22 protein-coding genes are annotated in these 24,394 nt (G+C 47.3%); 3 read left to right on the top strand and 19 right to left on the bottom strand.

The annotated features are described in order from the left end of the window. Positions 1-169 precede the first annotated feature (169 nt). The 4 genes from lrgB to CXL14_RS09770 form a co-directional block, all read right to left on the bottom strand. Complete coding sequence (gene lrgB / locus CXL14_RS09785) at positions 170-853, bottom strand: antiholin-like protein LrgB (RefSeq protein WP_003152487.1); 684 nt, start codon at positions 851-853, stop codon at positions 170-172. Positions 854-865: 12 nt separating this feature from the next. Further along, positions 866-1,303: an antiholin-like murein hydrolase modulator LrgA gene (gene lrgA, locus CXL14_RS09780; RefSeq protein ID WP_007613022.1), complete on the bottom strand. Its 438-nt coding sequence runs from the start codon at positions 1,301-1,303 to the stop codon at positions 866-868. A 129-nt stretch (positions 1,304-1,432) separates the two neighbouring features. Further along, on the bottom strand, positions 1,433-2,167 hold the full coding sequence (locus CXL14_RS09775; RefSeq protein WP_014418602.1) for a LytR/AlgR family response regulator transcription factor: 735 nt from the start codon (positions 2,165-2,167) through the stop codon (positions 1,433-1,435). Then, complete coding sequence (locus CXL14_RS09770) at positions 2,145-3,926, bottom strand: sensor histidine kinase (protein ID WP_014418603.1); 1,782 nt, start codon at positions 3,924-3,926, stop codon at positions 2,145-2,147. The genes CXL14_RS09775 and CXL14_RS09770 overlap by 23 nt, the downstream gene beginning before the upstream one ends. Positions 3,927-4,112: 186 nt before the next feature. On the opposite strand from CXL14_RS09770, the gene CXL14_RS09765 reads away from it, so the two are divergent. Continuing rightward, the gene (locus CXL14_RS09765) at positions 4,113-4,907 is read left to right on the top strand and encodes an HAD family hydrolase (protein ID WP_014418604.1); all 795 of its coding nucleotides are present in this window, start codon (positions 4,113-4,115) and stop codon (positions 4,905-4,907) included. 53 nt (positions 4,908-4,960) lie between these two features. Here the strand turns inward: CXL14_RS09765 and thrS are convergent, their stop codons facing one another. From thrS to CXL14_RS09720, 9 genes are all read right to left on the bottom strand, one after another. Beyond that, on the bottom strand, positions 4,961-6,892 hold the full coding sequence (gene thrS, locus CXL14_RS09760; protein WP_014418605.1) for a threonine--tRNA ligase: 1,932 nt from the start codon (positions 6,890-6,892) through the stop codon (positions 4,961-4,963). A 409-nt stretch (positions 6,893-7,301) separates the two neighbouring features. Continuing rightward, the gene (gene ytxC, locus CXL14_RS09755; protein WP_014418606.1) at positions 7,302-8,132 is read right to left on the bottom strand and encodes a putative sporulation protein YtxC; all 831 of its coding nucleotides are present in this window, start codon (positions 8,130-8,132) and stop codon (positions 7,302-7,304) included. A gap of 65 nt (positions 8,133-8,197) precedes the next feature. After that, positions 8,198-8,839, bottom strand: coding sequence for a TVP38/TMEM64 family protein (locus tag CXL14_RS09750; protein ID WP_014418607.1), 642 nt, complete (start codon positions 8,837-8,839; stop codon positions 8,198-8,200). Positions 8,840-8,870: 31 nt separating this feature from the next. Next, positions 8,871-9,806 (bottom strand): primosomal protein DnaI, encoded by a 936-nt coding sequence (gene dnaI, locus CXL14_RS09745; RefSeq protein WP_012118157.1) that lies wholly within the window; start codon positions 9,804-9,806, stop codon positions 8,871-8,873. Between the two features lie 24 nt (positions 9,807-9,830). Further along, entirely contained in the window at positions 9,831-11,240 is a 1,410-nt protein-coding gene (locus CXL14_RS09740; protein ID WP_014418608.1) for a replicative helicase loading/DNA remodeling protein DnaB, read from the bottom strand. Positions 11,241-11,351: 111 nt separating this feature from the next. After that, positions 11,352-11,810, bottom strand: a complete 459-nt coding sequence (nrdR, locus tag CXL14_RS09735) for a transcriptional regulator NrdR (RefSeq protein WP_003152473.1) — start codon at positions 11,808-11,810, stop codon at positions 11,352-11,354. A gap of 248 nt (positions 11,811-12,058) precedes the next feature. Beyond that, the gene (speD, locus tag CXL14_RS09730; protein WP_003152471.1) at positions 12,059-12,439 is read right to left on the bottom strand and encodes an adenosylmethionine decarboxylase; all 381 of its coding nucleotides are present in this window, start codon (positions 12,437-12,439) and stop codon (positions 12,059-12,061) included. 238 nt (positions 12,440-12,677) lie between these two features. After that, on the bottom strand, positions 12,678-13,700 hold the full coding sequence (locus tag CXL14_RS09725; RefSeq protein WP_014418609.1) for a glyceraldehyde-3-phosphate dehydrogenase: 1,023 nt from the start codon (positions 13,698-13,700) through the stop codon (positions 12,678-12,680). Between the two features lie 207 nt (positions 13,701-13,907). Then, positions 13,908-14,294 (bottom strand): winged helix-turn-helix transcriptional regulator, encoded by a 387-nt coding sequence (locus CXL14_RS09720; protein ID WP_003152469.1) that lies wholly within the window; start codon positions 14,292-14,294, stop codon positions 13,908-13,910. Positions 14,295-14,478: 184 nt separating this feature from the next. On the opposite strand from CXL14_RS09720, the gene CXL14_RS09715 reads away from it, so the two are divergent. Next, entirely contained in the window at positions 14,479-15,678 is a 1,200-nt protein-coding gene (locus tag CXL14_RS09715; protein WP_014305559.1) for an MFS transporter, read from the top strand. A 58-nt stretch (positions 15,679-15,736) separates the two neighbouring features. Then, a complete protein-coding gene (locus CXL14_RS09710) occupies positions 15,737-16,579 on the top strand; it encodes an aldo/keto reductase (RefSeq protein WP_014418610.1) in 843 nt (280 codons plus the stop codon). 38 nt (positions 16,580-16,617) lie between these two features. Here CXL14_RS09710 and coaE read toward each other — a convergent pair whose 3' ends face one another. The 6 genes from coaE to CXL14_RS09680 form a co-directional block, all read right to left on the bottom strand. Beyond that, positions 16,618-17,211 carry a dephospho-CoA kinase gene (coaE, locus tag CXL14_RS09705; RefSeq protein WP_014418611.1) on the bottom strand — a complete coding sequence of 198 codons (594 nt, stop codon included), beginning with the start codon at positions 17,209-17,211 and terminating at the stop codon, positions 16,618-16,620. Between the two features lie 15 nt (positions 17,212-17,226). After that, positions 17,227-17,859: a sporulation membrane protein YtaF gene (ytaF, locus tag CXL14_RS09700; RefSeq protein WP_003152461.1), complete on the bottom strand. Its 633-nt coding sequence runs from the start codon at positions 17,857-17,859 to the stop codon at positions 17,227-17,229. Positions 17,860-17,995: 136 nt separating this feature from the next. Further along, positions 17,996-18,826: a DNA-formamidopyrimidine glycosylase gene (gene mutM, locus CXL14_RS09695; RefSeq protein WP_101287783.1), complete on the bottom strand. Its 831-nt coding sequence runs from the start codon at positions 18,824-18,826 to the stop codon at positions 17,996-17,998. 24 nt (positions 18,827-18,850) lie between these two features. Then, positions 18,851-21,490 carry a DNA polymerase I gene (gene polA, locus CXL14_RS09690; protein WP_014418613.1) on the bottom strand — a complete coding sequence of 880 codons (2,640 nt, stop codon included), beginning with the start codon at positions 21,488-21,490 and terminating at the stop codon, positions 18,851-18,853. A gap of 246 nt (positions 21,491-21,736) precedes the next feature. Next, positions 21,737-23,476, bottom strand: coding sequence for a two-component system histidine kinase PnpS (pnpS, locus tag CXL14_RS09685; RefSeq protein WP_014418614.1), 1,740 nt, complete (start codon positions 23,474-23,476; stop codon positions 21,737-21,739). Next, positions 23,469-24,188 (bottom strand): response regulator transcription factor, encoded by a 720-nt coding sequence (locus CXL14_RS09680; protein ID WP_014418615.1) that lies wholly within the window; start codon positions 24,186-24,188, stop codon positions 23,469-23,471. Before CXL14_RS09680 ends, pnpS begins: the two co-directional genes overlap by 8 nt. Between the last annotated feature and the right edge of the window lie 206 nt (positions 24,189-24,394).

Below are 24,394 nucleotides of genomic sequence, written 5' to 3'. Positions count from 1 at the left end.
AATAACTATTCTACACAATACCGGATCATTAGTCAAGAATGACTTCTCCGGATCAACTTTTTCATTTTAACACGATGCCGGGGCGAGCGCAAGGAAAAATGTGAAATTTCGTTCTTTGCCGCCCGCGGACGCGCCAACACAATAAAAAACCCGGGTCTATGACCCGGGCTTATCCTCCGATGAGCTGAACGAATACCGGAATGACCAGCACCGTCACCACTCCCACGACGACAACCGCGATACTTGCCATTGCCGCTTCTACTTCCCCCATCTCAATGCCGACCGCAACACCGAGTGCGTGTCCTGATGTGCCGAGAGCCAGTCCTTTAGAGATTGGGTGCTTTACTTTAAACAGTTTTAAGAATAGAGCGCCCAGAGCATAGACGATAACGGCGTTGAAAATAACGGCGAAAGCGGTGATGTCGGTGATGCCGCCGATCCCTTTTGACAGCGGAAGGGCAATTGCCGTTGTCGCCGCCTGCGGAAGCATGCTTTTCATAACGGCCGCGTCAAGATGAATGCCTTTTGCGATCAAATAGACAATCGTGACTGAGCAGATAGAGCCGACAATAATGGAAGACATGATCTGCCACCAGTATTTTTTCAGCTTGGCACGCTGTTTGTATAAAGGGATGGCAAAAGCGATCGTCGCGGGCTCCAGGAAGAATTTAATAATGTCTCCTCCGCTTTTATAATCTTCATATGAAAAACCGCCGAGCTTCAGAAAAAGGATTCCAAGCACCATCGCGACAAACAGCGGGGTGAAGAGGAAAAAGCCTCTCGTTTTTTTAAATAAATACGTGCCGATGCCAAAGGCCGCAAGTGAAACGACAATACCGAAATATGGACTCATCCGATTTCCCTCCTAATGCTGCACAAGTTCTTTTTCCTGATTGGAACGGCGCACCGTTTGTTTTTCAGGAGCAGTCTTCTGACGTTTTTGGCTGACAGACAAGATCAGCTGAGAAAAAAGGCCCGTGGCCCCTAACAGAATGATGGTGGCGAGTAAGATGACGAGTGCGATCTGCACGCCGTACTGCTGCATGACGCCAAGTGAATTCATCACGGAGATGCCCGACGGGACAAATAAAAATCCGATCAGTGACGTTAATGATGTTCCCAGCGTTTCTACTTGTTCAAGCTTAATCACTTTCAGACATAAGAGGACAAATAATAACACCAAACCTACTACGGAAGCGGGTATAGGAATGGGGACAATCGCTGCAATCCCATTAGATATGAGCATAATTACGGCAAAAATAAATGCTTGTGTCAGAAATCCGTACACTTTTTTCGCACTCATTTTCTTCACCTCTTTCTCTTTGTTAGGTCCATTATAAAAGAGAAATCGATTTTTAAAGCGCTTTCATAACAAACGGCTGAATATTCATTCTGAAATGCAAAAAACGGCTGCTGAAATGCAAAAGCCGCCTCATATAATATGAAGCAGCTTTTTTAAGTCCTTGGCATATGTACGGCTGACGGGAATTTTAGAGCCGTCTTTTAAGATAAGATTGTACGTCGAATTAAACCACGGATGAATTTCCGTAATATGCTCCGTATTCACGATGAACGCGCGGTGCACTCTCAAGAAACCCGTATCAGGCAGTTTTTTCTCAATGACCGCCAAAGTTTCATGAACGGAATAAGAAGCGGCAAACGTTTTGACAGAAACGTGTCCGTCCTCCATGCCGGCGAAAATAATGTCCTTCGTATCTAAAATGACAATAGATTCACCGGCTGATACAGCCAGTTTATGCGCTCCGGCTGCGGACGGCTGCTCTGAGACGGCTCCTGCCCTGTCCTGCTTCACTCTTTTAAACTTTCTGATTGTCTGGCGCACTCTTTCTTCATCAAAAGGCTTCGTTAAATAATCGAGCGCGTCGACTTCAAAGGCTTTTAAAGCAAATTGGTCATACGCCGTCGCAAAAACGACGGCCGGCGGATTTTTCATGTTTTTCAGCCGTTTGGCAATGTCAAATCCGTTTTCTCCTGACAAATCAACGTCCAAAAACAGCAGATCCGGTTTTTGATCCATCATACTGTCAAAAGCGGATTCAATATTTTCAGCTTCGTTTATGTCACTTACTTCATTCGTCCGTTTCAGCAAATAAGCTAATTCATCTCTTGCCAGCATTTCATCATCAACGATTAACACCTTCAGCATGTTCTTCTCCTTTAGTCATCAGTTTCAAAGGCAGCTCAAATGATACCTCCGTACCTTTGCCGGCCTCACTTTCCAATCGCAGGGCTGCCTTGGGGCCGAACAGCCCGATCAGCCGCTGATTTAAATTGTAAAGCGCGGTTCCCGTCCCTTCTTTAGACGGGAGCGGACGGTTTCCGAGCACGGACAGCAATTCAGGATCAATTCCCCTCCCGTTATCTCCAACCCGCATTAAAACCGACTGACCGGCGGATACCACGCTGACATTGACGGCACAGCTGTCCTGCTTTCTTGAAAATGCATGGCGGAGCGCATTTTCGACGAGGATCTGCAGCACAAAAGGAGGAATTTCGATGTCCTCCAAACCGCGTTCGATTTCAAGGCTGATTTTATATTTCCCGGGAAAACGGGCCTGCTCCAATGATAAATATGCCTGCAGATGGTTCAGTTCTTTAGAAAGCGGGATGAGCAGCTGCCTTGCCCCCTGCAGATTGGAACGGAAATAGACGCTGAGCTGCAGCAGAAGCTTTCGGGTTTTTTCCACATCCGTACGGCAAAGAGCAGAAATCGTATTGATCGCATTAAACAGAAAATGCGGATTGACCTGTGCTTGAAGCGCTTTTATTTCTGCGTCTTTCAGCAATTTGCTCTGCAGTTCCGCCTCGCCGAGTTCAAGCTGGGTGGAAAACAGCATGGCGAGTCCTTCTGCAAGCTCTTCTTCAACCCGGCTTAATCCTGACGGGCTTTTAAAGTACATTTTCAGCGTCCCGATCGTTTTGCCGTTTGACGTCAGCGGCAATACGATCGCCGCATGCAGCGGACAGGGATCGTGCGTGCATTCAATTTCTGCCTTTGATGTCGCTTTCATAATATGACCCGTTTTAATGACGCGTTTTGACAATCCGGTGATCAGGCTTTCAGACGGAATATGATGGTCGGCACCCGCGCCGACGTGCGCCAAAATCTTTTCGTTATCCGTAAGCGATACCGCGTCCGTTCCTGTTTGCCTGTGGATGATGGCGGCGACGCTTTTGCATGAGCTTTCATTCAGCCCCTGGCGGAAAAACGGAAGCGTCTGATCGGCAATCATCAGCACCCTGTGGGTTTCAAGGGCTCTCGCCCGTTCTTCCTTCCGGATAATCGACTGAATGATCGAAAGAAAAATAAAAGTCCCTGACCCGTTTACCAATATCATCGGGATGCCGATGATGCTCACAAGCGTCCAAGCATCAGAAAACGGCTTGGCCATCAAGAGGATGAGCAGCATTTGCAGCGATTCCATTCCGAGTCCGACAAGCGCGGCCACCCGCGGTGTCGGCATCGCATAGCGTTTTCTGAAATACCGTCCGATCCAGCCGGACAAAATGCCCGCTAAAACGGATGAGACGGCACAGCTGACTGCGGTCGCGCCGCCGAGTGATAAACGATGCAGGCCGGCCAGTATGCCGACGCCGATCCCCACATACGGGCCGCCTAAGAGTCCGCCGATTTCAACGCCCATAATTCTTGTATTGGCAATTGAACCGGACGGATTAATTTGAAACACCCAGTCATTATTCATGATTGTATTCCGCTGAATTTCTATTCCCGTATAGTTGCTGATGATACTGAACAGCGAGAAAATTGAAATCAGCACCGCTTTGCCTTTATAGCTCTCAGGCTGCTGGAGCGCCTGTCTGAACAATCTGGTATGAGCCAGAACAAATCCCAATATGACGATAATTCCGACTCTTTCCAGCATCATGATGATCAAATGCAGCATACTTTTCACCTGTTCTTTCAAATTTTATTTTATCACGTTTTAGAGCCTGAGACAGAATCTGACACAAACCTGCCTGTTTTTTTCAAATCATCTGAAAACAAATCTTTCACAGTCTATATATCTATTGTAGAATAAACGGGAGCCTTGCGGCAGAGAGTTTCAGAATATAACAAAGAGGAGAAGATCATGAAAGCCGTATTTTTTGATTTGGACGATACACTGTTATGGGATGAAAAAAGCGTCAGAACAACATTCAGGGAAACATGTTTACAAGCGGAAAAAAAATATGGCCTTGACCCGCATACATTTGAAGAGGCGGTTCGGAAAGCGGCACGGGAATTGTATATGTCATACGAAACCTATCCTTATACGGTCATGATCGGCATTAATCCGTTTGAAGGATTGTGGGCGAATTTTTCCGAGCCGGTCAGCGAAGGGTTTAAACAGCTGAATCGGATTGCGCCGGAATACAGACGAAACGCCTGGACGAACGGCTTAAAAAGCGTCGGTATAGACGATGCGGCTTACGGCGAATATTTGGCGGAGTTTTTCGCGGCGGAACGCAGACAGCGTCCGTACGTGTATGATGAAACGTTTGCGGTGCTTGATAAGCTGAAAGGTGTTTATGAATTGCTTCTGCTGACAAACGGCGACCCCAGCCTGCAGAAAGAAAAACTCGCCGGCGTTCCTGAGCTCGCGCCTTATTTTAATGAAATCGTCATCTCAGGCGCTTTCGGAAAAGGGAAACCCGACGCCTCCATATTCGAACATTGCCTCGGCCTCCTGAACCTGAAAAAAGAAGACGCCATTATGGTCGGAGATAACCTCAATACTGATATATTGGGAGCGAAACGGGCAGGCATTACGACAGTCTGGGTAAACCGGACGCAAAAGAAAAATGATACGGACATTGCACCTGATTACGTGATCAGCGATCTTCACGAGCTGTTTGCGATTATAGAGAAACAAAAAGAAAGATAATGTTATACGCAAAAAAACCCCATTCGAATGAACGGGGTTTTTTGTATTTCCGGTTATTTTTTCGCTTCGGCTACAGCCTTTTTCACAAAATCGTCCAATGAGACGGTTTCTGATTTCTGCTCGCCGTATTTCCGGACGTTTACCGCGCCGTTTTCCGCTTCTTGGTCACCGACCACAAGCATGTACGGGATTTTTTGCATTTGCGCTTCACGGATTTTATAGCCGATTTTTTCGTCCCGGCTGTCAAGCTCGACACGCAGACCTTCACGCTGCAGGCGCTCCTGCACTTTTTTCGCATAATCAAGATGCACGGACGGTGATACAGGAATGACTTGGAACTGCACCGGCGCAAGCCATGTCGGAAGGGCGCCTTTGTGCTCTTCGATTAAGAAAGCAACGAAACGCTCCATCGTTGACACGACGCCGCGGTGAATAACGACAGGGCGGTGCTGTTTGCCGTCTTCTCCGACGTAAGTGAGATCAAAGCGTTCCGGAAGAAGGAAGTCAAGCTGTACAGTTGACAATGTCTCTTCTTTGCCGATCGCCGTTTTCACCTGCACGTCAAGCTTAGGGCCGTAAAACGCCGCTTCGCCTTCCGCTTCATAATAGTCGTGCCCCATCTCATCCATTGCCGCCTTCAGCATGGACTGCGCTTTGTTCCACATCTCATCATCATCAAAATATTTTTCCGTATCTTCAGGATCGCGGTAAGACAGGCGGAATGTGTAATCATTCAGGCCGAAGTCTTCGTATACGTCTTGAATCAAACGGACCGTGCGGATGAATTCTTCTTTAATCTGATCAGGGCGGACGAAAATGTGCGCGTCATTTAACGTCATGCCGCGTACGCGCTGAAGACCTGAAAGCGCCCCGGACATTTCATAACGATGCATCGTTCCCAGCTCGGCGATGCGGATCGGAAGCTCGCGGTAGCTGTGAATGTCCTGCTTGTAAATCATCATATGGTGAGGACAGTTCATCGGACGGAGCACGAGTGTTTCATTGTCCATTTCCATCGGCGGGAACATCGTATCCTGATAATGATCCCAGTGGCCCGATGTTTCATACAGGTCTTTGCTTCCGAGAACAGGCGTATAGACGTGCTCATAACCGAGGCTCAGCTCTTTATCCACAATGTAGCGCTCGATCACGCGGCGGATGGTTGCGCCTTTCGGCAGCCAGAGCGGCAGGCCTTGTCCGACTTTTTGAGAGTTGGCGAACAATTTTAATTCTTTGCCCAGTTTTCGGTGGTCGCGCTCTTTCGCTTCTTCAAGCATCCGCAAATGCTCTTTCAGGTCATCCTTTTTAAAGAAGGCCGTGCCGTAAACGCGCTGAAGCATTTGGTTTTTGCTGTCGCCGCGCCAGTATGCGCCCGCAAGGCTCAGCAGCTTAAATTCTTTAATTTTGCCTGTAGACGGCACGTGCACGCCGCGGCACAGGTCAAAAAATTCGCCCTGCTCATAAATGGAGACCGTTTCGTCTTCCGGGATGGCATCCAGCAGTTCAAGCTTCAGATTATCGCCGATTTCCGCAAACATGGCTTTTGCTTCATCACGGCTCACTTCTTTTCGGATAATCGGCAGATTTTCACCGACGATGCGTTTCATTTCTTTTTCAATCTTCGGAAGGTCATCCGGCGTCAGCGCCTGCTCCATTTCAACGTCATAATAGAACCCGTTTTCAATGACGGGGCCGACACCGAATTTCACATCTTTATAAATGCGTTTAATCGCCTGGGCCAATAAATGCGCCGTGCTGTGCCGCATGATGTTCAAGCCTTCTTCTGTGCCTTCTGTAATGATTTCTACGGCACCATCCTCTTGAATCGGCGTTCTTAAATCAATTTCCTGTCCGTTCAGTTTTCCGGCTAAAGACTTTTTCTTTAATCCCGGACTGATGGATGCCGCGATATCTTCTGTTGTTGTTCCTTTCGGAAATTCCTTTACCGCTCCGTCCGGAAATGTGATGTTGATCATATCTGACATCTTCGTCACTCCTTTTTTTATGCAAATCAAAAACCCCGCCCCCTATGAAAGGGACGAGGTTAAATAAACGGAATCGTGGTTCCACCCTTTTTTCCGCACGGCCGATTGTTTCGGCACCTGCGGCTCTAAACTCTGTAACGGGAGTTCCCGTCAGCTATTACTGACGCTTCTTCCGGCGTTCACAGCTGAAGTTCAAAGGCGGTAAAGTCAATGATCCATAGCTGGAAAGCTTTCAGCCTGGGCTCTCCTCTCTTATAAAGCCGGTATCAATGCTTCATGTCCTTATCAATACGTGTAGCAATCATTAATCTTTTATGTATTATAAAATGTCTGCGAGAAAAATGCAACTCGGTTTTCCGTCTGATTTCGCAAAGACAGCCCTGCCGTTTACACAAGGCCGTCCGTACGGCTATCCTTCCGTCTTCTCGGCTGCAAACGCGCCCAGCGGAAAAAGGCGCACCCTTTCCTGAAACACGTTTTGAATCGTTCTGGACATCATATGCTCCGGTTTGTCCGTATACAGTTCTACCGTCTCAGGCGCAATGGAGATCAGCGGCGCAAGGAGATGGGAATCTATATACATCGGGTGCTCCCGCACAAACCGTCTGTCTATGTATTTTTTCTGTTCCCGTTCTGACAAATAGCGCAGCTCCCACAGCGTAAAAGCCCGGTCATGTACGATGCGGACTTTCTTCATCCGCGGCGGATTGGATGTCACATAATCTCTCAGAGACTGGATAAAGTTTTGATATTCCTGTTCCATCCGATATTCATCTATCGCAGCCTCCGCGTATTCTCTGAGCCGCTCATAATACCTGCCGAGCCGGAACGTCTGAAACGAACGCACGGAAAAAACACCCGCATCAAGTGAAATCGTCCGGAGCGCATCTGAAATAAACTGTGTGCGCGGCTCTTTCTTCGGCTCGAACGGATGATCCTCAAGCTCTCCTTCCATAATGCTGTGTGCAAGCTGAAGGATTTGCTGCTGTTCATCCTGATCGGTGAAGCAGTATGCGTCCTCAATAAGCGAAAGCATATGCTCGTCTTCTTTGCATTCCAAAAAAAACCTGACAAGTATCGGCTCAATAAAGCGCTGAACGCAAAAAGCCGTTTCAGACCTTGCGATTCCGACTTTTTTTATGCCTTCACGGACAATAAAATGTCTCCGGTCGTCCGATTGCTGAATGAGATGTAAAAAAGCGGCGGTATCGTGGTCATCTTCAAAGATCACTTCAAGCATATTTGTCCCCCCTTACGGCATCTGTTACAAGTATATGGGGGATGTTTTTAAAATAGACGTAAAGGTTAGCTTTCACCGCCGAACAAATGGCGCACCTTCTTTTTAAATATAACGGGAAGCGATAAAAATACGATGTAAAGACACATCACGCCGAGTACGGTCAGCACATTGCCGGACATAAAGCTCGCGCCGAGCACATTCAGGACGATCGTCCCCGGAATAATGCCCGCTGCGGTCGCCAAAAAATACGTCATCGGCCTGACTTTCGATAGGCCTGCGGCATAGCTGATCACATCAAAGTTAACAGGCAGAATGCGCAGGATAAAAATATAAAAGAAGCCATTGGTTTTCATCTGCTTTTGAATGGCTTCCATTTTTCCATGACGGCTTTTCTCATTAAAGGCAAACAGCCCCGCCGCAAAAAAAGACGCGGCGGCAGCGCCCATTGAGCCCGCCAGCGTATACACGGTGCCGAAAAACGGGCCGAACGCCAATCCTCCGGCGACGGAAACGATTGATACGGGAAACAGCACAAAAGGCCTGACGATGGAAATTCCGATAAACACAAGCGGCGCAAAAACACCGAACGATAATACCCACAGCCGGATCTCCTTAGGCGACAGATTCAGATATTTGCGGTTTGCCCACAGTAAAAGGCCCGCTCCCGCCGCAGCCGCAGCCCAAGTGACAGCCTTCTTATTCCTCATTCCCTCAAATCCTTCCCATTGGACGCCGGCATCATGAACGGCGGCGGTTTTCCCCGTCAAGACGGACGGGCGAAGCCAAATATAAAATCCGCTCCATCAGTCTTGCCGCTTTTACTTCTTCCTTTTCTCCCCGCTGTGAATACGTAAAATGATGCTTCAGCTCGTCTGGTGAAAAATTAGACGAGAAGAAAGTGGGAAGCTGCTGGCTCATTCTGTGCTGAAGCACGGTGCCGATGACTTCATCCCTGACCCAGCTTGTCATTGACTCCGCTCCGATATCATCAAGCATCAGTACGGGCGTCGTTTTCACCATATTCAGTTTCGCCTCCAACGACTGATCCTGGAGCGAGTTTTTCAGCTCTCTGACAAATTCGGGAACATATACGATCATTGATGAATACTCTTTTTCCGCCAGCTCGTTGGCAATGGCGGCTAAAATAAATGTCTTTCCGATTCCGAATTTTCCGTACAGATACAGCCCTTTGCCTTTTCCCGTTTCATTATAGCTCTTCAGAAAATCCGTCACATGCTGGAAGATGCCGACTCTGCTCGGATCGGTAATGTCGATCTGCTGAAACGTCGCGCCGAGAAGATCCTGCTGGATATACATGCTCTTCATCAGGGACTTTTGCCTTTTCTGGCGGTCGAGCTTTCTCTTTTCCGGACATTCGTAATATTCAATATCAATGGAACGCCCGTTGATCACAAGCTTCGGATGATAGCCTTCAAGCAGGCTGTTCGTCCGGCTGTCTTTCGAGCAGAAGGCGCACTGTTTGCTTTGCTGAACGAATTCGTACAGTTTATTTAACCCTCTGTCAATCATGCTTTGATTGATTACATCTTTCTGTTCCTTCAAAAAAGCCTGGACGTCTTCGTCGGCCATGACTTGCTGCTGCATTCGTTCCAGGCGTTTTTGAAAGTCAGGTCTTTTCGTCACGCCTTCTAAGGATCGGCTGATCGGTTCCATTCAATATCACCCCGCTTCTCTGTCTCAATAGGCAGAGTATTTTTTCAGTTTTTTCATTTCTTCCATCATTTTTTTCTTCTGTTCTTCAAGATCCTGCGCGGAAAGAGCCGGCTGTTCTTGTTTCTTCCCGGTTTCTTCTTCTTTCATCCAATCAGGACGCTTTTCTTCCCGGACGGTTTTTTTGCCGCGCGCCGCGCCGTTTGTTTTGCCGTCCGCCCAATCAAGATATTGCCTGTGCTCTTCTATTGCGAGCTTCATTGCTTCCCGTACCGTTTTGACTTTCTTTCTGGCCCAGTGGGCGGCGATTTTTTGGATATAGTTTTTGGACAGCTTCATATCCGTTTTCAGCATGACATAATAAATCAGCACATTGGTGACGCCGGGCTCAAGCTTTTGTTCGAACATAATATCGGCGATAATCTGCAAGTCGGCTTTTGACGGCTCGGTCCCATCCGCAATGTCCTGAAGAAGCTTTCTCGGTGATATGGTCTCAAGCTGTGCGATGAGTTCGCCGTTCAATGAATCGTCTTTTTCCGTCCGGTTTTCTCTCAAGGTGACAGGCTGTGTTTTATCAATCAGTTCCGGAAGCTTCCCGCTTCTTTCAATTTGATACCAGTCGCTGGCCGCTTTCCTCAGCGCTTCGGCCGTTATCGTATCCTGTTCATTAATTGCGGTCATGACGACGTGCTGCATGGAGATAGGATCTATTCCGTATAAATATGAAAGCTTTTTAATGCTCTCCCGCACGTCCTGCGTGATTGATTTGCGCGGTATCATCGTTTCTGACAGTCCCGCCATGAAAAGCTCAAAATCAAACACTTCCTCCGTCACCGTATAGGAGGGCGCTTGTCCGACAGACGCCGTCTCATAGTCCTCGGGTAGCTTCATCGCCTCTTCCATATCAGGCGTCATTTTCCATTCACTCGGCTGAAAAGAGGCAAAGGCGTGATTAAACGGACGGGTAATTTCCCTTGCGTCCGCGCCGACGGAAGGGTGCGTGTAAAATTGTCTCAGCTGCTGGTATTTCGTTTTACCGACTCTGTTATAAAGAAAGACATTCAGCATGCCGTCTTCAAAAAAATCATTCGGTCTGAGCGGGGGCAGCAGCTCATAAATAAACATCCGCTCTTTTTGCTCGGACTCCCGGATATACACTTTCAGCAGCCCGATTCCTTCAAGCTTTCCCTGTTCATGATGAATCTTTTTTAAATTTGACTGCATCATGCCCATCAGCTGCCTGTGCGTGGATTCCGCTCCCCACAAGCGGTTCTGCTCAAGCTCCCCCCATAAGGTCATATAAAGGGAGAATGCAAAAGAACCGATCAGCGGCTGGTACAGATGTGTCAAAACCTGTCTGTCGACATCCTGAAGAAGCGAACGGCTTTTGACCGTATAAGGATCTACAGGCAATACGTCATTCCAATAGTCAGCCATGATTCTCAAACCTTCCGATATGTTTCTACTCTCATTTTACACCGTTTCTGCGATCTATCAAATGCCAATTTTGCTCATGAGAAAAGAGCCAGACACAATCTCTTAGCTCTCTCAGCGTTCTTTCTTTATTAAATCTTTCAATTCATCGATAAACACGTTTATATCCTTAAACTGCCGGTAGACGGAGGCAAAGCGGACATAAGACACCTCATCGATTTTCGCCAGACGGTCCATTACCATTTCTCCGACAAGTTCGCTTTTGACTTCAGATACACCTTGGTTTCTCAGCTCTTTTTCAATGTCAAAGCACATGTCTTCCAATGTTTTTAAAGGAACGGGCCTTTTTTCACAAGCTTTAATTAACCCGCGCAGCATTTTTTCACGGCTGAATTCTTCCCGGACGCCTTCTTTTTTCACGACGATCAGAGGCATCTCTTCAAACTTCTCAAATGTAGTGAAGCGGTAATGGCAGGCTTCGCATTCCCGCCTTCTGCGGATTGATTTCCCTTCGTCCGCAGGCCGTGAATCAAGTACGCGGGAACCGTTATGCTGGCATGAAGGACATTTCAAATTGGATCAGCTCCCATCTGTTTCGTTGCTGTAATGCGGTTCGCAAGCTTCCGGTAAATGCCCGCCAACGTTTCTAGGATGAGCCTATTTGTTGGGAGAGCCGATAGACCGGCCTTATCTTTTCTATTTTACAAAAAAAATGCTTAAAGAAAAAGCAATGCTGTTTTTTTACATTAGAAAAGGAGCATCAGCTTCAAAGCGCGTAATGGCTTTTTCAGCTTAGCTCCCTTGTGTTTGCGTTTTGAAAATTACAGTACTTTCGCTTGTGCCTGTTTAATCTGTACAGGCCCCATTCCTCTCGGTATTTCAATGTTTTCTCTTGTATCTGCATGTAATGCGTCCGCAATGTAATCCGCAGCCACATTAGGATCCAGGTCTCCACAAGTATAAACATCAATGCTTGCATATCCGTGTTCAGGAAAACTGTGAATCGTTAAATGTGACTCAGAGATAATAACGACTCCGCTTACGCCTTGCGGTGCAAATTTGTGAAATGCGACCTCGCGCACCTCAGCTCCTGATTTCAAAGCAGCATTTACAAACGTTTTTTCAATAAAATCCATGTCATTGAGCTTATCAAAATCGCATCCCCACAGCTCGGAGATGACGTGACGCCCCATTGTTTCCATAATCATGGACCCCCCTTAACAAGAATTAAAAAAGTGAATTTCCGAGAACTGACCCGGCCATTTACCACGGGGGAAAGTTAGTCCGGAGAGGTCCTAACCCTTTAAGTAATTCCGAAGCAGTCACGAGCAAGAAGTTCACGAAAGATAGTATACTGTGTTTAAGTTTATTTTGCAAGGTGTGTTTTTTGCGAATATGCCGTTAAGGGTGTTTTTCTAACAAATGTCCATGATCTTTAGTCTACACAGCTGACGGGTGTTTCATTCGCGCGGCGACGTGACGGATAAGATCAACGACCCGGCAGGAATATCCCCATTCATTGTCATACCAGGCGAGCACCTTTACTTTTCGGTCTTCCATCACTATCGTTGTCAGTCCGTCGATGATCGCAGAGTGTGAATTCGTATTATAATCCGAAGAAACGAGCGGCTCATCCGAATAATCAAGAATTCCGTACATCGACGTTTTTGCGGCTCTTTGGAAAGCGGCGTTCACTTGCTCGGCCGACACATCTGTTTTCAGATCGCAGACAAGGTCCACTAATGACACATTCGGAACGGGAACACGCAAAGCGAGACCGTGAAGTTTTCCTTTCAAATGAGGCAGCACGAGCGACAGCGCTTTGGCGGCGCCTGTAGAAGTCGGAATGATGGATTCTCCGCACGCTCTCGCCCTCCGCAGATCTTTATGCGGATTGTCGATATTTTTTTGATCATTCGTGTAAGCGTGAACAGTCGTCATCAGGCCGCTTTCAATCCCGAATTCCTGATCAAGCACTTTGACGACCGGCGCAAGACAGTTTGTCGTGCAGGATGCATTTGAAATAATGACATGTTCATCGGGATTGAATTGCTCTTCATTTACTCCCATGACAATGGTAACGTCTTCATTTTTGCCCGGAGCCGTTAAAATAACTTTTTTCGCCCCTGCTTCAATATGGCTCATTGCTTTTTCTTTTGAATTAAATTTCCCCGTTGCCTCTACGACGATGTCTATTCCGCATTCTTTCCACGGAAGCTCTCTCGGGTCCCGGCGATTGAACAGCATAATATGTTTTCCGTTGACGATCAGGCTGTCGTCGGAGGTCTCAACTTCTTGATCGTATTTGCCGTGAATTGTGTCATACTTTATCAAATGAGCAAGCGTTTCCGGGGGATAGCTTGCATTAATGGCTGTTATTTGAATTTGATCATCTTCCATTGCTTTTCTGAACACCATTCTTCCGATTCTTCCAAACCCGTTGATTGCTACTTTTACCTTCATGCTCAGGTCACCCCTTTTTAATATGCCACTCTAATTTAATTTTATTTATATATAGTATAACACATTAAAAGAAATCCGCCAGTACAACTTGATAAAAATCCACCCTTATACCGATCAATATGTTGTTCAATCGGTTTTTTTGCATATAAAATGATCTTTCTTCCATAAAAAAAGCAGGATCAGCGTCTCAGGCTGCCTGCTTTTTTCTTATATTTGTCCCGGTTCTTTGAATTTGTCATTTAAAATGCTGTCCTCTAAAACGGAAGACACCTCGCCGTACCGTTTCGCGATATGCATCGCGCCCCAGTCGCACAGCGCGTTTAAAATTCTTTCCAGACTGTGTCCGTATTCACTCAGCTCGTATTCCACTTTCGGCGGCACCTGATTGTACACGATCCGGTTGATGACGCCGTCAGCTTCCAGCTCCCGCAATTGCTGTGTCAGCATCTTCTGGGTGATGTCCGGCATAAGCCGCTTCAATTCGCTTGTCCGTTTTTTCCCGCGCATGAGGTGGCAGAGGATCACACACTTCCATTTTCCTCCGATCACCTCAAGCGCCGCTTCTACGGATATATTGTATTTTTTCTTCAGCAAACGGTAATTCCTCCTCATCTATAGGAACTAAAAAGTGCCTATGGCACTTAAAAGTACGTTCTTTTCAATGACACTTCTATCGATCATAATGACATTTGCCGGCTGAAAAGGAATGTACTCTTATACTTATATCGTTTACCCGGCATCATTTCAACCATACATTATCGTTCAAGGAGGAAAACAGATGTCTTCACATCGCCAAAGCTATTTACCAGCGCTGCTGGCATTAGCCGTCAGCGCTTTTGCGATCGGCACAACCGAATTTATCAGCGTCGGGCTGCTGCCGCTTATATCTCAAGATCTGCATATACCTGTGACAACGGCGGGGCTTACCGTTTCCATGTATGCTCTGGGCGTGACATTCGGCGCGCCGGTTTTAACATCTCTCACATCCGGCATGTCACGGAAAACGCTGCTGCTCTGGGTGATGTTAATTTTTATCGCCGGAAATACACTCGCGGCAAGTGCGTCCTCAATCGGCGTCTTACTGGCGGCACGGGTTATTTCGGCGTTTTCCCACGGCATTTTCATGTCAATCGGGGCAACAATCGCCGCCAATATCGTGCCGGAGCATAAAAGAGCAAGCGCGATTTCCATTATGTTTACGGGGCTGACGGTGGCTACGGTGACCGGCGTTCCGTTCGGCACCTATCTCGGCCAGCAATTCGGATGGAGAATCGCATTTGCCGTCATTGTGGCGGTAGGAATCATCGCATTCCTCACAAACGCGCTTCTCGTTCCGTCGCATTTGCGCAAAGGGACGAAAACCGCATTTTCCGAGCAGGTCAAACTCGTCACAAACGGGCGGTTATTGCTTTTATTTATTATTACGGCGTTAGGCTACGGCGGAACGTTTGTCGTGTTTACGTATTTATCTCCGCTTCTTCAGGAGGTAACCGGTTTTCAGAAAGAAACCGTCGCGGCCATCCTGCTCATTTACGGAATTGCGATTGCCATCGGAAACATGATTGGCGGCCGTTTATCAAACCGAAATCCGCTGAAAGCCTTGTTTTATATGTTCATTGTCCAGGCTGCTGTGCTGTTTGTTCTGACTTTTACCGCGCCGTTTAAAACAGCCGGGCTGATCACCATTATTTTCATGGGGCTGTTGGCGTTTATGAATGTGCCGGGGCTTCAGGTATATGTCGTGATGCTGAGTGAACGTTTTGCGCCAAGCGCCGTTGATACAGCATCAGCCTTAAATATCGCGGCATTCAATGCCGGAATCGCGATCGGCTCGTTTGCCGGCGGAATCATTACAGACTCAATCGGAATCATTCATACCGCTTGGATCGGGGCGCTGATGGTGCTCAGCGCGGTCGTATTAACCGGATGGAGCAGGAAGCTTGAAAAGCGGGATCGCACTGCCCTTGAAAGGAGGTGAGTTTTTCTTCAGCGCATTTTGATTGTTTCAACAGACAACTAATAGGAGGAATATATACATGACAACACATTTACAAGCAAAATCAACATTGCATAACGGAGTAGAGATGCCTTGGTTCGGCATCGGAGTTTTCAAAGTAGAGGAAGGCGCGGAACTCGTCAACGCGGTGAAAACGGCATTGGTGCACGGCTATCGCAGCGTTGATACCGCCGCGATTTACGGAAATGAAGAAGGTGTCGGCGAAGGCATCCGCCAAGGGCTGCAAGAAGCGGGATTAAAACGTGAAGACATTTTTGTCACGTCAAAAGTATGGAATCCCGATTTAGGATATGAAGAAACGTTAAAAGCGTTTGACACAAGCTTAGAAAAACTCGGTTTAGATTATTTGGATTTATATTTGATCCATTGGCCTGTCGAAGGAAAGTACATCGATGCGTGGCGGGCGCTCGAAACCCTTTACCGGGATGGACGCATTAAGGCGATCGGGGTCAGCAATTTCCAAATTCACCATCTGAAACATCTCATGAAAGAAACGGAAATCAAGCCGATGATCAACCAGGTGGAGTACCACCCGCGTCTGACACAGAAAGAACTGCTTGCTTTCTGTACTGAACAAGGCATTCAGCTAGAAGCGTGGTCGCCATTGATGCAAGGGCAGCTGCTTGATCACCCCGTCTTACAAGAGATCGCAAAGAAGTACGGCAAATCAGCCGCTCAAGTGATTTTGCGCTGGGATTTGCAAAACGGTGTTATCACCATTCCGAAATCAACTAAAAAACACCGTATTGAAGAAAATGCAAATGTCTTTGATTTCGAACTGTCAGCTGACGATATGAAGCGGATTGATGATCTGAACGAAAATCTCCGTGTCGGTCCTGACCCTGACAATTTTGATTTTTAACCAGAAAAACACCGTTCGGCTTTCCGAACGGTGTTTGTTTATGCCCAGCCGCTCAATATTTCCTCAAGCTGGTGCTTTGTATGTTCAAGACTGCCGCTGTTATCAATGACGGCGTCAGCTTTTTTTGTTTTGTCCGCTAAAGGCATTTGCGACGTTATCCGGCTCATCGCTTCTTCTTCTGTAAGGGAATTCCGCTCCATCAGCCGTTTGAGCTGAATGTCTGCCGGTACGGTGACGACGAGCACCTTGCCGACAAGATAATCAAGCCCGCTTTCATACAAAAGCGGTATATCCAAAACGACGAACTGCTCTTTTCGCGCAACGGCTTCATCCCGCTGTTTCAGCATTTCCGCACGCACCGCCGGATGAACGATCTGATTCAGCTTCAGACGCTTCTGTTCGTCAGTAAAAACGATAGAACCGAGTTTTTTTCTGTCAATATCGCCATTTTCCAGCAGGATGTCTTTTCCGAATGCCTCCACAATTTGTCCGTAAGCCGGCATTCCTTTTTCCACCGCCTGTTTTGCGATGACATCCGCATCAATGACTGTTATTTTTTTGTCGATCAGCATACGCGCTACCGTGCTTTTGCCGCTTGCGATGCCTCCCGTTAAACCGATGACCAAGCTCAAAAAGCCCACTCCTTCTTACATTTTCCAAATCCCGATGATAATCAGCAGGACTCCCGGCAAAAATGTCATTTTATCTATCCAATTCCATCTTGAGAGCAAATGCCCCGCGTTTATGCCGAGTGAAACAAACAGCGAGCTCATCAGCCCGACAGTCACGCTCATCATAACCGGAGAAAAGCCGAGAATGGCCGCTCCCAGCCCGGCGCCAAACGCGTCAATGGATAAGGCGATACCGAGCAGAAGCGCCTCGACTCCGTTAATGGTTCCGGATTGATCAATATCGGCGCTGGTCGGTTTTTTCAAAATGTGAATCACGATGCCGAGCGATTTCACTTCAAGATTAAGTAGCGTTTTTTCATGCAATAAGTAATCCGGCTCTTTAGCCGGTTTAAAAAATTGCCAGATGACCCATGCCCCGATTCCGATTAAGATCAGCCCGCCCAGTTTTTCCGTGACGGATACGGGAAAAATCTTTGTCAGAAAATGGCCGATCAGCATGGATATAAACATCACAGAGGCTGAACAGCAAGCGATCACGGCAATCGCTTTGAACGGGATTTTCATTTTTCTCAAACCATACGTAAACCCGACTGAAAAACTGTCCAAGCTGACAGCAAAAGCCAAAAGCAGCAAAGAAACAATCTCCATATCCGTTTCTCCCTTTCTCTTGATCGGCAATTGTGACATATGCCTATTGGGTGAATCACAATATATATATGGAGAAAGGTCATCAACTGTGTTAGAAAAAATTCATTCTGCTGCCGCCTGCTTGAACAGCTTCAGTTTATGATTTTTTTTGGCAGCGGGCGCAAAAATGCGTCCCTCTTCCGCCGACCACGATTTTAGAAATCATCGTGCCGCACGACTTGCACGGCTCATCCTTTTTGCCGTATACGTAATGTTTGAGCTGAAACATTCCGATTTCCCCTTGAGAATTGATATAAGACCGGACGGTGCTCCCGCCCGCGTCAATCGCTTCCTGAAGGGTGTCTTTAATTTCTGTATGAAGCGTTTTTATCTGCCCGTCTGACAGACTGTTCGCTTTTGTCTCAGGATGAATCCGCGCCCGGAATAAAGCTTCATCGACATAAATATTGCCGAGGCCGACGACCGCTTTTTGGTCGAGCAGGGCTGTTTTCACCGCGCGGTTCGTTTTTGCAAGCCGCTCTTTTAAATAAGCAGCGGTAAATGCTTCATCATCGGGTTCGGGCCCGAGCTGTGAAAGCGGTAATGCATTCTGTTCCTCTCCCGGCGCAAACAAATGCATCGTGCCGAATTTCCGGACATCCCGGTAGCGGAGCTGTGTTCCGTCCGTCATGTGAAACACGACGTGCACATGTTTATCGTCAGGCTCATCGGCCTGATGAAGACCGTATTTCCCCTCCATCCGAAGGTGGGACACCATGACATAATGATCCAGATGGAAAAGCAAAAACTTTCCTCTTCTTCCGATGGATCGGATCGTTTCTCCTGCAATCTGCCGCGCGAATTCCTCCGGCTCGGCGGGTTTTTTGATGATATTCGGCCATCTGATATGCGCCGATTCAATCGTTTTCCCCTTCACAAGACCGGTCAGAGTGCGCCGGACCGTTTCAACTTCTGGTAATTCCGGCACAATCATCACTTCCTTTTTCTCTGTTTATTTTGCATCGTACCAAGACGGCCCTGAAGCATAATCCGCCTTCAGAGGCACGTCTAATGCCAAAGCATGCTCCATCACTTCAGGAACCAGCTTCTCTAATATTTCAATTTCTTCCTTAGGCGCTTCAAAAATCAATTCATCGTGCACCTGAAGCAGCAATCGTGCCTTCAGGTTTTTCTCTTTCAGCTCAGCTGCCATGTCAATCATGGCTTTTTTAATAATATCGGCGGCGCTTCCCTGAATCGGCGTATTCATGGCCGTCCGTTCCGCAAAGCTCCGCAGGTTGAAGTTGCGGCTGGTCAGCTCAGGAATATAGCGGCGGCGCTGCATAAGTGTCGTGACATATCCTTTTTGCTTCGCTTCCTGCACCGACTCTTCCATATATGCCTTGACGCCCGGGAAGCTCTCCAAATAGCGGTCAATAAAAGCGCCCGCTTCTTTCCGGGTGATGCCGAGGTTTTGCGACAGCCCGTAATCACTGATGCCGTAAACAATGCCGAAATTGACGGCCTTTGCCTGGCGGCGCATCGCTTGTGTCACTTCATCTTCACTGACATGAAACACGTCCATGGCGGTTTTTGTGTGAATGTCCATGTCATTCGTAAACGCTTCGATCAGATTTTCATCTTTTGAAATATGCGCAAGCACCCTTAATTCAATTTGTGAATAATCGGCGGCGAAAATAAGCCAGTCCGGTTCGGACGGTACGAAAGCCTGACGGATTTTCCGCCCTTCCTCCAGCCGGATCGGAATATTTTGCAGGTTCGGATCCGTTGAGCTGAGGCGTCCGGTTTGAGTCAACGCCTGATTGAACCGTGTATGCACCTTATGAGAATCCTTGCGCGTGACTTTCAGCAGCCCTTCTATATAAGTCGATTGAAGCTTGCCGATTTGTCTGTATTGCAGAATGTAAGCGACGATATCATGTTTGTCTGCGAGCTTTTCCAGGACATCGGCTGAAGTGGAATAGCCTGTTTTTGTTTTCTTTACTGGCGGCAGGCCGAGCTTTTCAAACAGAATGACGCCGAGCTGTTTTGGTGAATTGATGTTAAACGGCTCACCGGCGATGTCATGGATTTTTTCTTCATATTCCTTCAGCTTCGCCTTAAGCTCTTCGCCCATTCGCTTCAGTCTTTCAACATCCACTTTGACGCCCATTGATTCCATTTCTCCGAGAATAAGCGCAAGCGGAAGTTCGAGATCTTCATATAATTCAAGCTGATTATTTTCTTCCAGCGCGTGCAGCAGTTTGTCACGGAGGCTGTTAACGGCAGACGCTTTCCGCGCGAGATGATCGGCAAGCTCTTTTTCAGCCGGAACGGCGCGCTTTGCGCCTTTTCCGTATACCGCTTCATCTTTTGAAACGATATTCAGCCCGTATTCTTTCGCTACGCTCGCGACATCGTCGTACGAGTTGCCCGGGTTTATAATGTAGGCAGCAAGAAGCGCGTCAAATTCCGTTCCCTTCAGCTCAATTCCCTGCCAGCGCAAAGCGACGACGGAACGTTTGCTGTCGAACACCCACTTTTTCATCGATTCATCTTCAGCCCAAGATTTAAACGCTTCAGACTGAATGGCGATTTCTTTCGGAATATAATAAAGACCTGTTTCATTCACGATGGAAAAGCCGAGGATCGGTTCTTCGTGATAGTTATCACCGATTTGTTCGACGACCAAAGCGGACGGCGAAACGAGCATATCTTCGGTGATTTCTTCTGCCGTTTCGACATTGATGTCTTCAAAATTTTCTTCCGCCGTTTCCCCGCTTTCTTCACCGAGCCGCTCAAGAAGCGTATTAAAACCGAGGTCTTTAAAAATGGCAACAACTTGTTCACGGTCAAACCCTTGGTAATCTAAATCTTCGGGCTTGACTTCAATCGGCGCATTTGTCATAATCGTCGCCAGTTCTTTGCTCATCAGGGCTTGTTCCTTGTATTCTTCAAGCTTTTCTTTTAATTTTTTTCCGCTGACTTCATCAATGGAATCAAGCAGTTTCTCAACCGAATGGAACTGCTTTAAGAGCTTAATCGCGGTTTTTTCTCCGACGCCGGGGACGCCCGGTATGTTATCGGATGAATCCCCCATTAATCCCTTCATATCAATGATTTGCAAAGGGGTCAGACCGTACTTTTCTTGCACGTGCTCCGGCGTGTAATCCTCCACGTCGGTAATGCCTTTTCTCGTAATGGCAACGGTCGTTTTCCCGGTTGCAAGCTGGGTTAAGTCCTTGTCCCCCGAAACTACCTTTACTTCGAAGCCGTCTTTTTCAGCAGATACGGCAAGCGTGCCGATAATATCGTCCGCTTCATATTCAGGAAGCTCATAGCGGCTGATGTTATAGGCATCAAGGAGCTCGCGGATGAACGGCATCTGTTCTGAAAGCTCCGGCGGCGTTTTTTGTCTTCCGCCTTTATATTCTTTAAACGTGCTGTGGCGGAAAGTGGTTTTTCCCGCATCAAAAGCCACCAGCATGTGGGTCGGCTTTTCATCTTCCAGCATCTTCATTAAAATCATCGCAAACCCGTATACGGCATTTGTATGGATGCCTTTTTCATTGCTTAAAAGCGGCAATGCAAAAAACGCCCGGTACGCCAGACTGTTTCCGTCGACAAGCACTAATTTTTTTCGTTCCGTCATTCAATATCCTCCTAAGAGCAAAAGCTCGTCATTCCTCTATTTTTTAATCTCACAGCTTCTCTTATTTTAACAAAGTTCAATTTGAAAGGAAAATGAGCGAACCCCGTGAAAACGCAAAAAAGGACGGGAACAAGAAAATACGTTCCCGCCGTCAAAATTGGCTCCTTGGATGAAGGGGTTCTGTTACATCCTAACAAGATAGGTTTAACAGGTCATGAAGAAATTGTTAATCCTTTGTAAAGCTGATCACGCTTCCGGCTGCCGCTTCAGCGTCACGGTAAATACAGTCCCCTGTCCCGGCTCGCTTGTGACCTCGATTTTACCTTCATGGGCTTCTATTAAGTGCTTCACGATGGCGAGGCCGAGCCCGGTTCCTCCCGAGTTACGGCTTCTGTCTTTATCCACGCGGTAGAATCTCTCAAATATCCGCGGGATCTCTTCCTTCTGAATGCCGATTCCCGTATCGGACACTTTGATATCGACAACGGTTTCTTTCACATGTACCGAAATCCCCACCGTCCCTTTTTCAGGCGTGTAGGTCAGGGCATTGTTCGCCAGATTCAAAAATACCTGCTTCAGCCTGTGCGCATCACCCGTCACAAAAATCGGCTCTTCCGGGAGATCGAGCTGAAAGCTGATGCCTTTTTCCGCAGCCTTATGCCGCAAAAGCGCCTCAATTTCATGCAGAATTTTTGCGGCGTCAAAGGACTCTACGCGCATCGTAAAGTTTTGCTGCTCCATCTTGGATAAATCCAGTAAATCCTGCACGAGAGATTGGAGCCGCTCACTTTCTTTCAGAATGATAGACAGAAAGTCTGAAAGCGCCTTTTCATCTTTCATCGCTCCGTCTAACAGTGTTTCCGTAAATCCTTTAATCGAGGTGATCGGTGTTTTCAGTTCATGGGAGACATTGGCGACGAAGTCCTTTCTCATCTGCTCCAATTTTTTAATTTCCGTCATATCGTGAAAGACGAGGACGATGCCCTTCCATTCATCGTCAGGGCCCATGATCGGAACGCCGTCAACTTCAAAGTAGCGCCGCTCAATATTGATGGGAAGTCTGAGCAGCTGGCATTTTTTCGTCTCCGTCATAAAAATGTCTTCGACAAGCCGAATGATCTCCTCATGTTCAAACGCATCATGGTAAAGGCGCCGAAGCAGACGTTCAGGCTTTGTATGAAACTGCTTCGTGTATGACCTGTTCACGAGATTGATAAAACCTCGCCCGTCTATTAAAATCAAACCGGATCCGATATTTTCAATGACGGTTAACAGACGATCGCGCTGCATATCCTGCGTTCTCGTCATTTCCATTAAATCGACCGCCAGGCTGTTCATCGCACGCCCGAGACGGTCCGACCGCCTTGCGTAACCGCTGTAGGAGCGGGCGTCATAATTCCCTTTGGACAGCTCCGTCGCCACCTTTGTCGCGGCGTCGATGGATTTTTTGTAACGGGACGTCATGTTTGTATAAAAGAAAACGATAATGATAAAAGCGGTACAAAGACTTGCTGCCAGCATGCCCCACATTTCTCCGGCAACGCTTGAACCGCCGTTGATCTCAGAGGAAACGAGTACATACCCCGCAATTTTCCCGGCGTCATTTTTTACGGCAGTGCCGCGGATGACTTTGCTTTTCGACTGTACGGCTTCCTCACTTTTATTGTGAGAAATGAACTCCTTTACGGCTGAATCATCAGCATGACTGCCGGAATGATATACGGCGTCACCCTTCTCGTTGAGCACGGCGACGTTTATACCGAGGGTGCGGCCGGCATCACGGATTACCGTTTCATTGCTTTTATTGCCAATTCGGCCGGTGTCAAGAAGGCCCGCTATGTATACCGATTCCTTTTTCAGCTGATCCGCCGTTCTTTCTTCAGCGGATGAAGAAATAAGCTGCTGTAAAAAAAGGCCGAGAACACTGAAAACCAATATGATACATACAACGAGTAAAGCGAACAGACGCACACGGACTTTATTCATTCATTTTTGGCTCCTCCAGTTTATACCCCAAACCTCTGATTGTTTTAATATAGATGGGTTTTTTGGTATTTGATTCGATTTTGTCGCGCAGATGGCTGATATGAACGTCAACAATCCGGGTATCCCCGGCAAAATCATAGTTCCAGACCGCGCTCAGCAGAAGATCTCTCGTCAGCACTCTTCCCTTATGTTTTCCCAAATACAGAAGCAGTTCAAATTCTTTAGGCGTCAGTTCCAGCTGTTCTGACTTAAAGTACGCTTCGTAATGCTCCGGAAGAATTTTCAGCTCGCCGATGAGGATCTGCCCGTCCTTTTCCTCTTCTCTGCCTTGTGACAGCGAAGAAATGTCAGCCCTTCTTAAAATGGCTTTCACCCGCGCAGTGACTTCCCGCGGACTGAACGGCTTTGTCATGTAATCATCCGCTCCGAGCTCCAGTCCCAGCACTTTATCAAACTCCTCATCTTTTGCTGTCAGCATCAAGATCGGAACCATCATTTTCTGCTGTCTGAGCTGTTTACAGACGTCGATTCCGTCCACTTTCGGCAGCATGACATCCAGTACGATTAAATCCGGATTTTCATTCTCTGCCTGCTCCAGAGCCTCTTCGCCGTCTGATGCGGTGATGACATCATAGCCGGACCGTTCCAGATTATACTGTAAAAGAGTAACGATAGATTGTTCATCATCTACAACTAAAATTTTTTTGTTCATGCTGCGCCCTCCGCTGTCTATTTTCCCCGACATCCAATTTTCTCTATTTTATGTGCTGCATATCACTTTATGATTTCATTTTATCCAATACTGCCCGTTCAGACAATTCGCCTTTTTGATCATTTTCAGAGAAAGGATCGCTCAGGGAAAAAGAAAACGCTTTCATTAATTGTAAAAAGAGGAAGGCTTCTGATTCGGAAGCCTTC

It is taken from the genome of Bacillus sp. SJ-10 (assembly GCF_002843505.1).
In the GTDB taxonomy this organism is placed as follows: domain Bacteria; phylum Bacillota; class Bacilli; order Bacillales; family Bacillaceae; genus Bacillus; species Bacillus velezensis.
The sequence above is the reverse complement of the archived record's forward strand: the minus strand, read 5'-3'. Positions and strand labels throughout refer to the sequence as shown.

What these genes read in the sequence shown, in the direction of transcription:
- ytaF (WP_003152461.1), bottom strand. Translation starts at nt 17,859, where the DNA reads ATGGAGATTGTTTCTTTGCTGCTTTTGGCTTTTGCTGTCAGCTTGGAC.
- speD (WP_003152471.1), bottom strand. Translation starts at nt 12,439, where the DNA reads ATGGAAACAATGGGGCGTCACGTCATCTCCGAGCTGTGGGGATGCGAT.
- ytxC (WP_014418606.1), bottom strand. Translation starts at nt 8,132, where the DNA reads ATGCTTGAAGTGATCTTTGAAGATGACCACGATACCGCCGCTTTTTTA.
- CXL14_RS09680 (WP_014418615.1), bottom strand. Translation starts at nt 24,188, where the DNA reads ATGAACAAAAAAATTTTAGTTGTAGATGATGAACAATCTATCGTTACT.
- polA (WP_014418613.1), bottom strand. Translation starts at nt 21,490, where the DNA reads ATGACGGAACGAAAAAAATTAGTGCTTGTCGACGGAAACAGTCTGGCG.
- CXL14_RS09710 (WP_014418610.1), top strand. Translation starts at nt 15,737, where the DNA reads ATGACAACACATTTACAAGCAAAATCAACATTGCATAACGGAGTAGAG.
- CXL14_RS09725 (WP_014418609.1), bottom strand. Translation starts at nt 13,700, where the DNA reads ATGAAGGTAAAAGTAGCAATCAACGGGTTTGGAAGAATCGGAAGAATG.
- CXL14_RS09770 (WP_014418603.1), bottom strand. Translation starts at nt 3,926, where the DNA reads ATGCTGCATTTGATCATCATGATGCTGGAAAGAGTCGGAATTATCGTC.
- lrgA (WP_007613022.1), bottom strand. Translation starts at nt 1,303, where the DNA reads ATGAGTGCGAAAAAAGTGTACGGATTTCTGACACAAGCATTTATTTTT.
- thrS (WP_014418605.1), bottom strand. Translation starts at nt 6,892, where the DNA reads ATGTCAGATATGATCAACATCACATTTCCGGACGGAGCGGTAAAGGAA.
- dnaI (WP_012118157.1), bottom strand. Translation starts at nt 9,806, where the DNA reads ATGGAACCGATCAGCCGATCCTTAGAAGGCGTGACGAAAAGACCTGAC.
- CXL14_RS09740 (WP_014418608.1), bottom strand. Translation starts at nt 11,240, where the DNA reads ATGGCTGACTATTGGAATGACGTATTGCCTGTAGATCCTTATACGGTC.
- CXL14_RS09765 (WP_014418604.1), top strand. Translation starts at nt 4,113, where the DNA reads ATGAAAGCCGTATTTTTTGATTTGGACGATACACTGTTATGGGATGAA.
- pnpS (WP_014418614.1), bottom strand. Translation starts at nt 23,476, where the DNA reads ATGAATAAAGTCCGTGTGCGTCTGTTCGCTTTACTCGTTGTATGTATC.
- CXL14_RS09775 (WP_014418602.1), bottom strand. Translation starts at nt 2,167, where the DNA reads ATGCTGAAGGTGTTAATCGTTGATGATGAAATGCTGGCAAGAGATGAA.
- CXL14_RS09715 (WP_014305559.1), top strand. Translation starts at nt 14,479, where the DNA reads ATGTCTTCACATCGCCAAAGCTATTTACCAGCGCTGCTGGCATTAGCC.
- CXL14_RS09750 (WP_014418607.1), bottom strand. Translation starts at nt 8,839, where the DNA reads ATGAGGAATAAGAAGGCTGTCACTTGGGCTGCGGCTGCGGCGGGAGCG.
- lrgB (WP_003152487.1), bottom strand. Translation starts at nt 853, where the DNA reads ATGAGTCCATATTTCGGTATTGTCGTTTCACTTGCGGCCTTTGGCATC.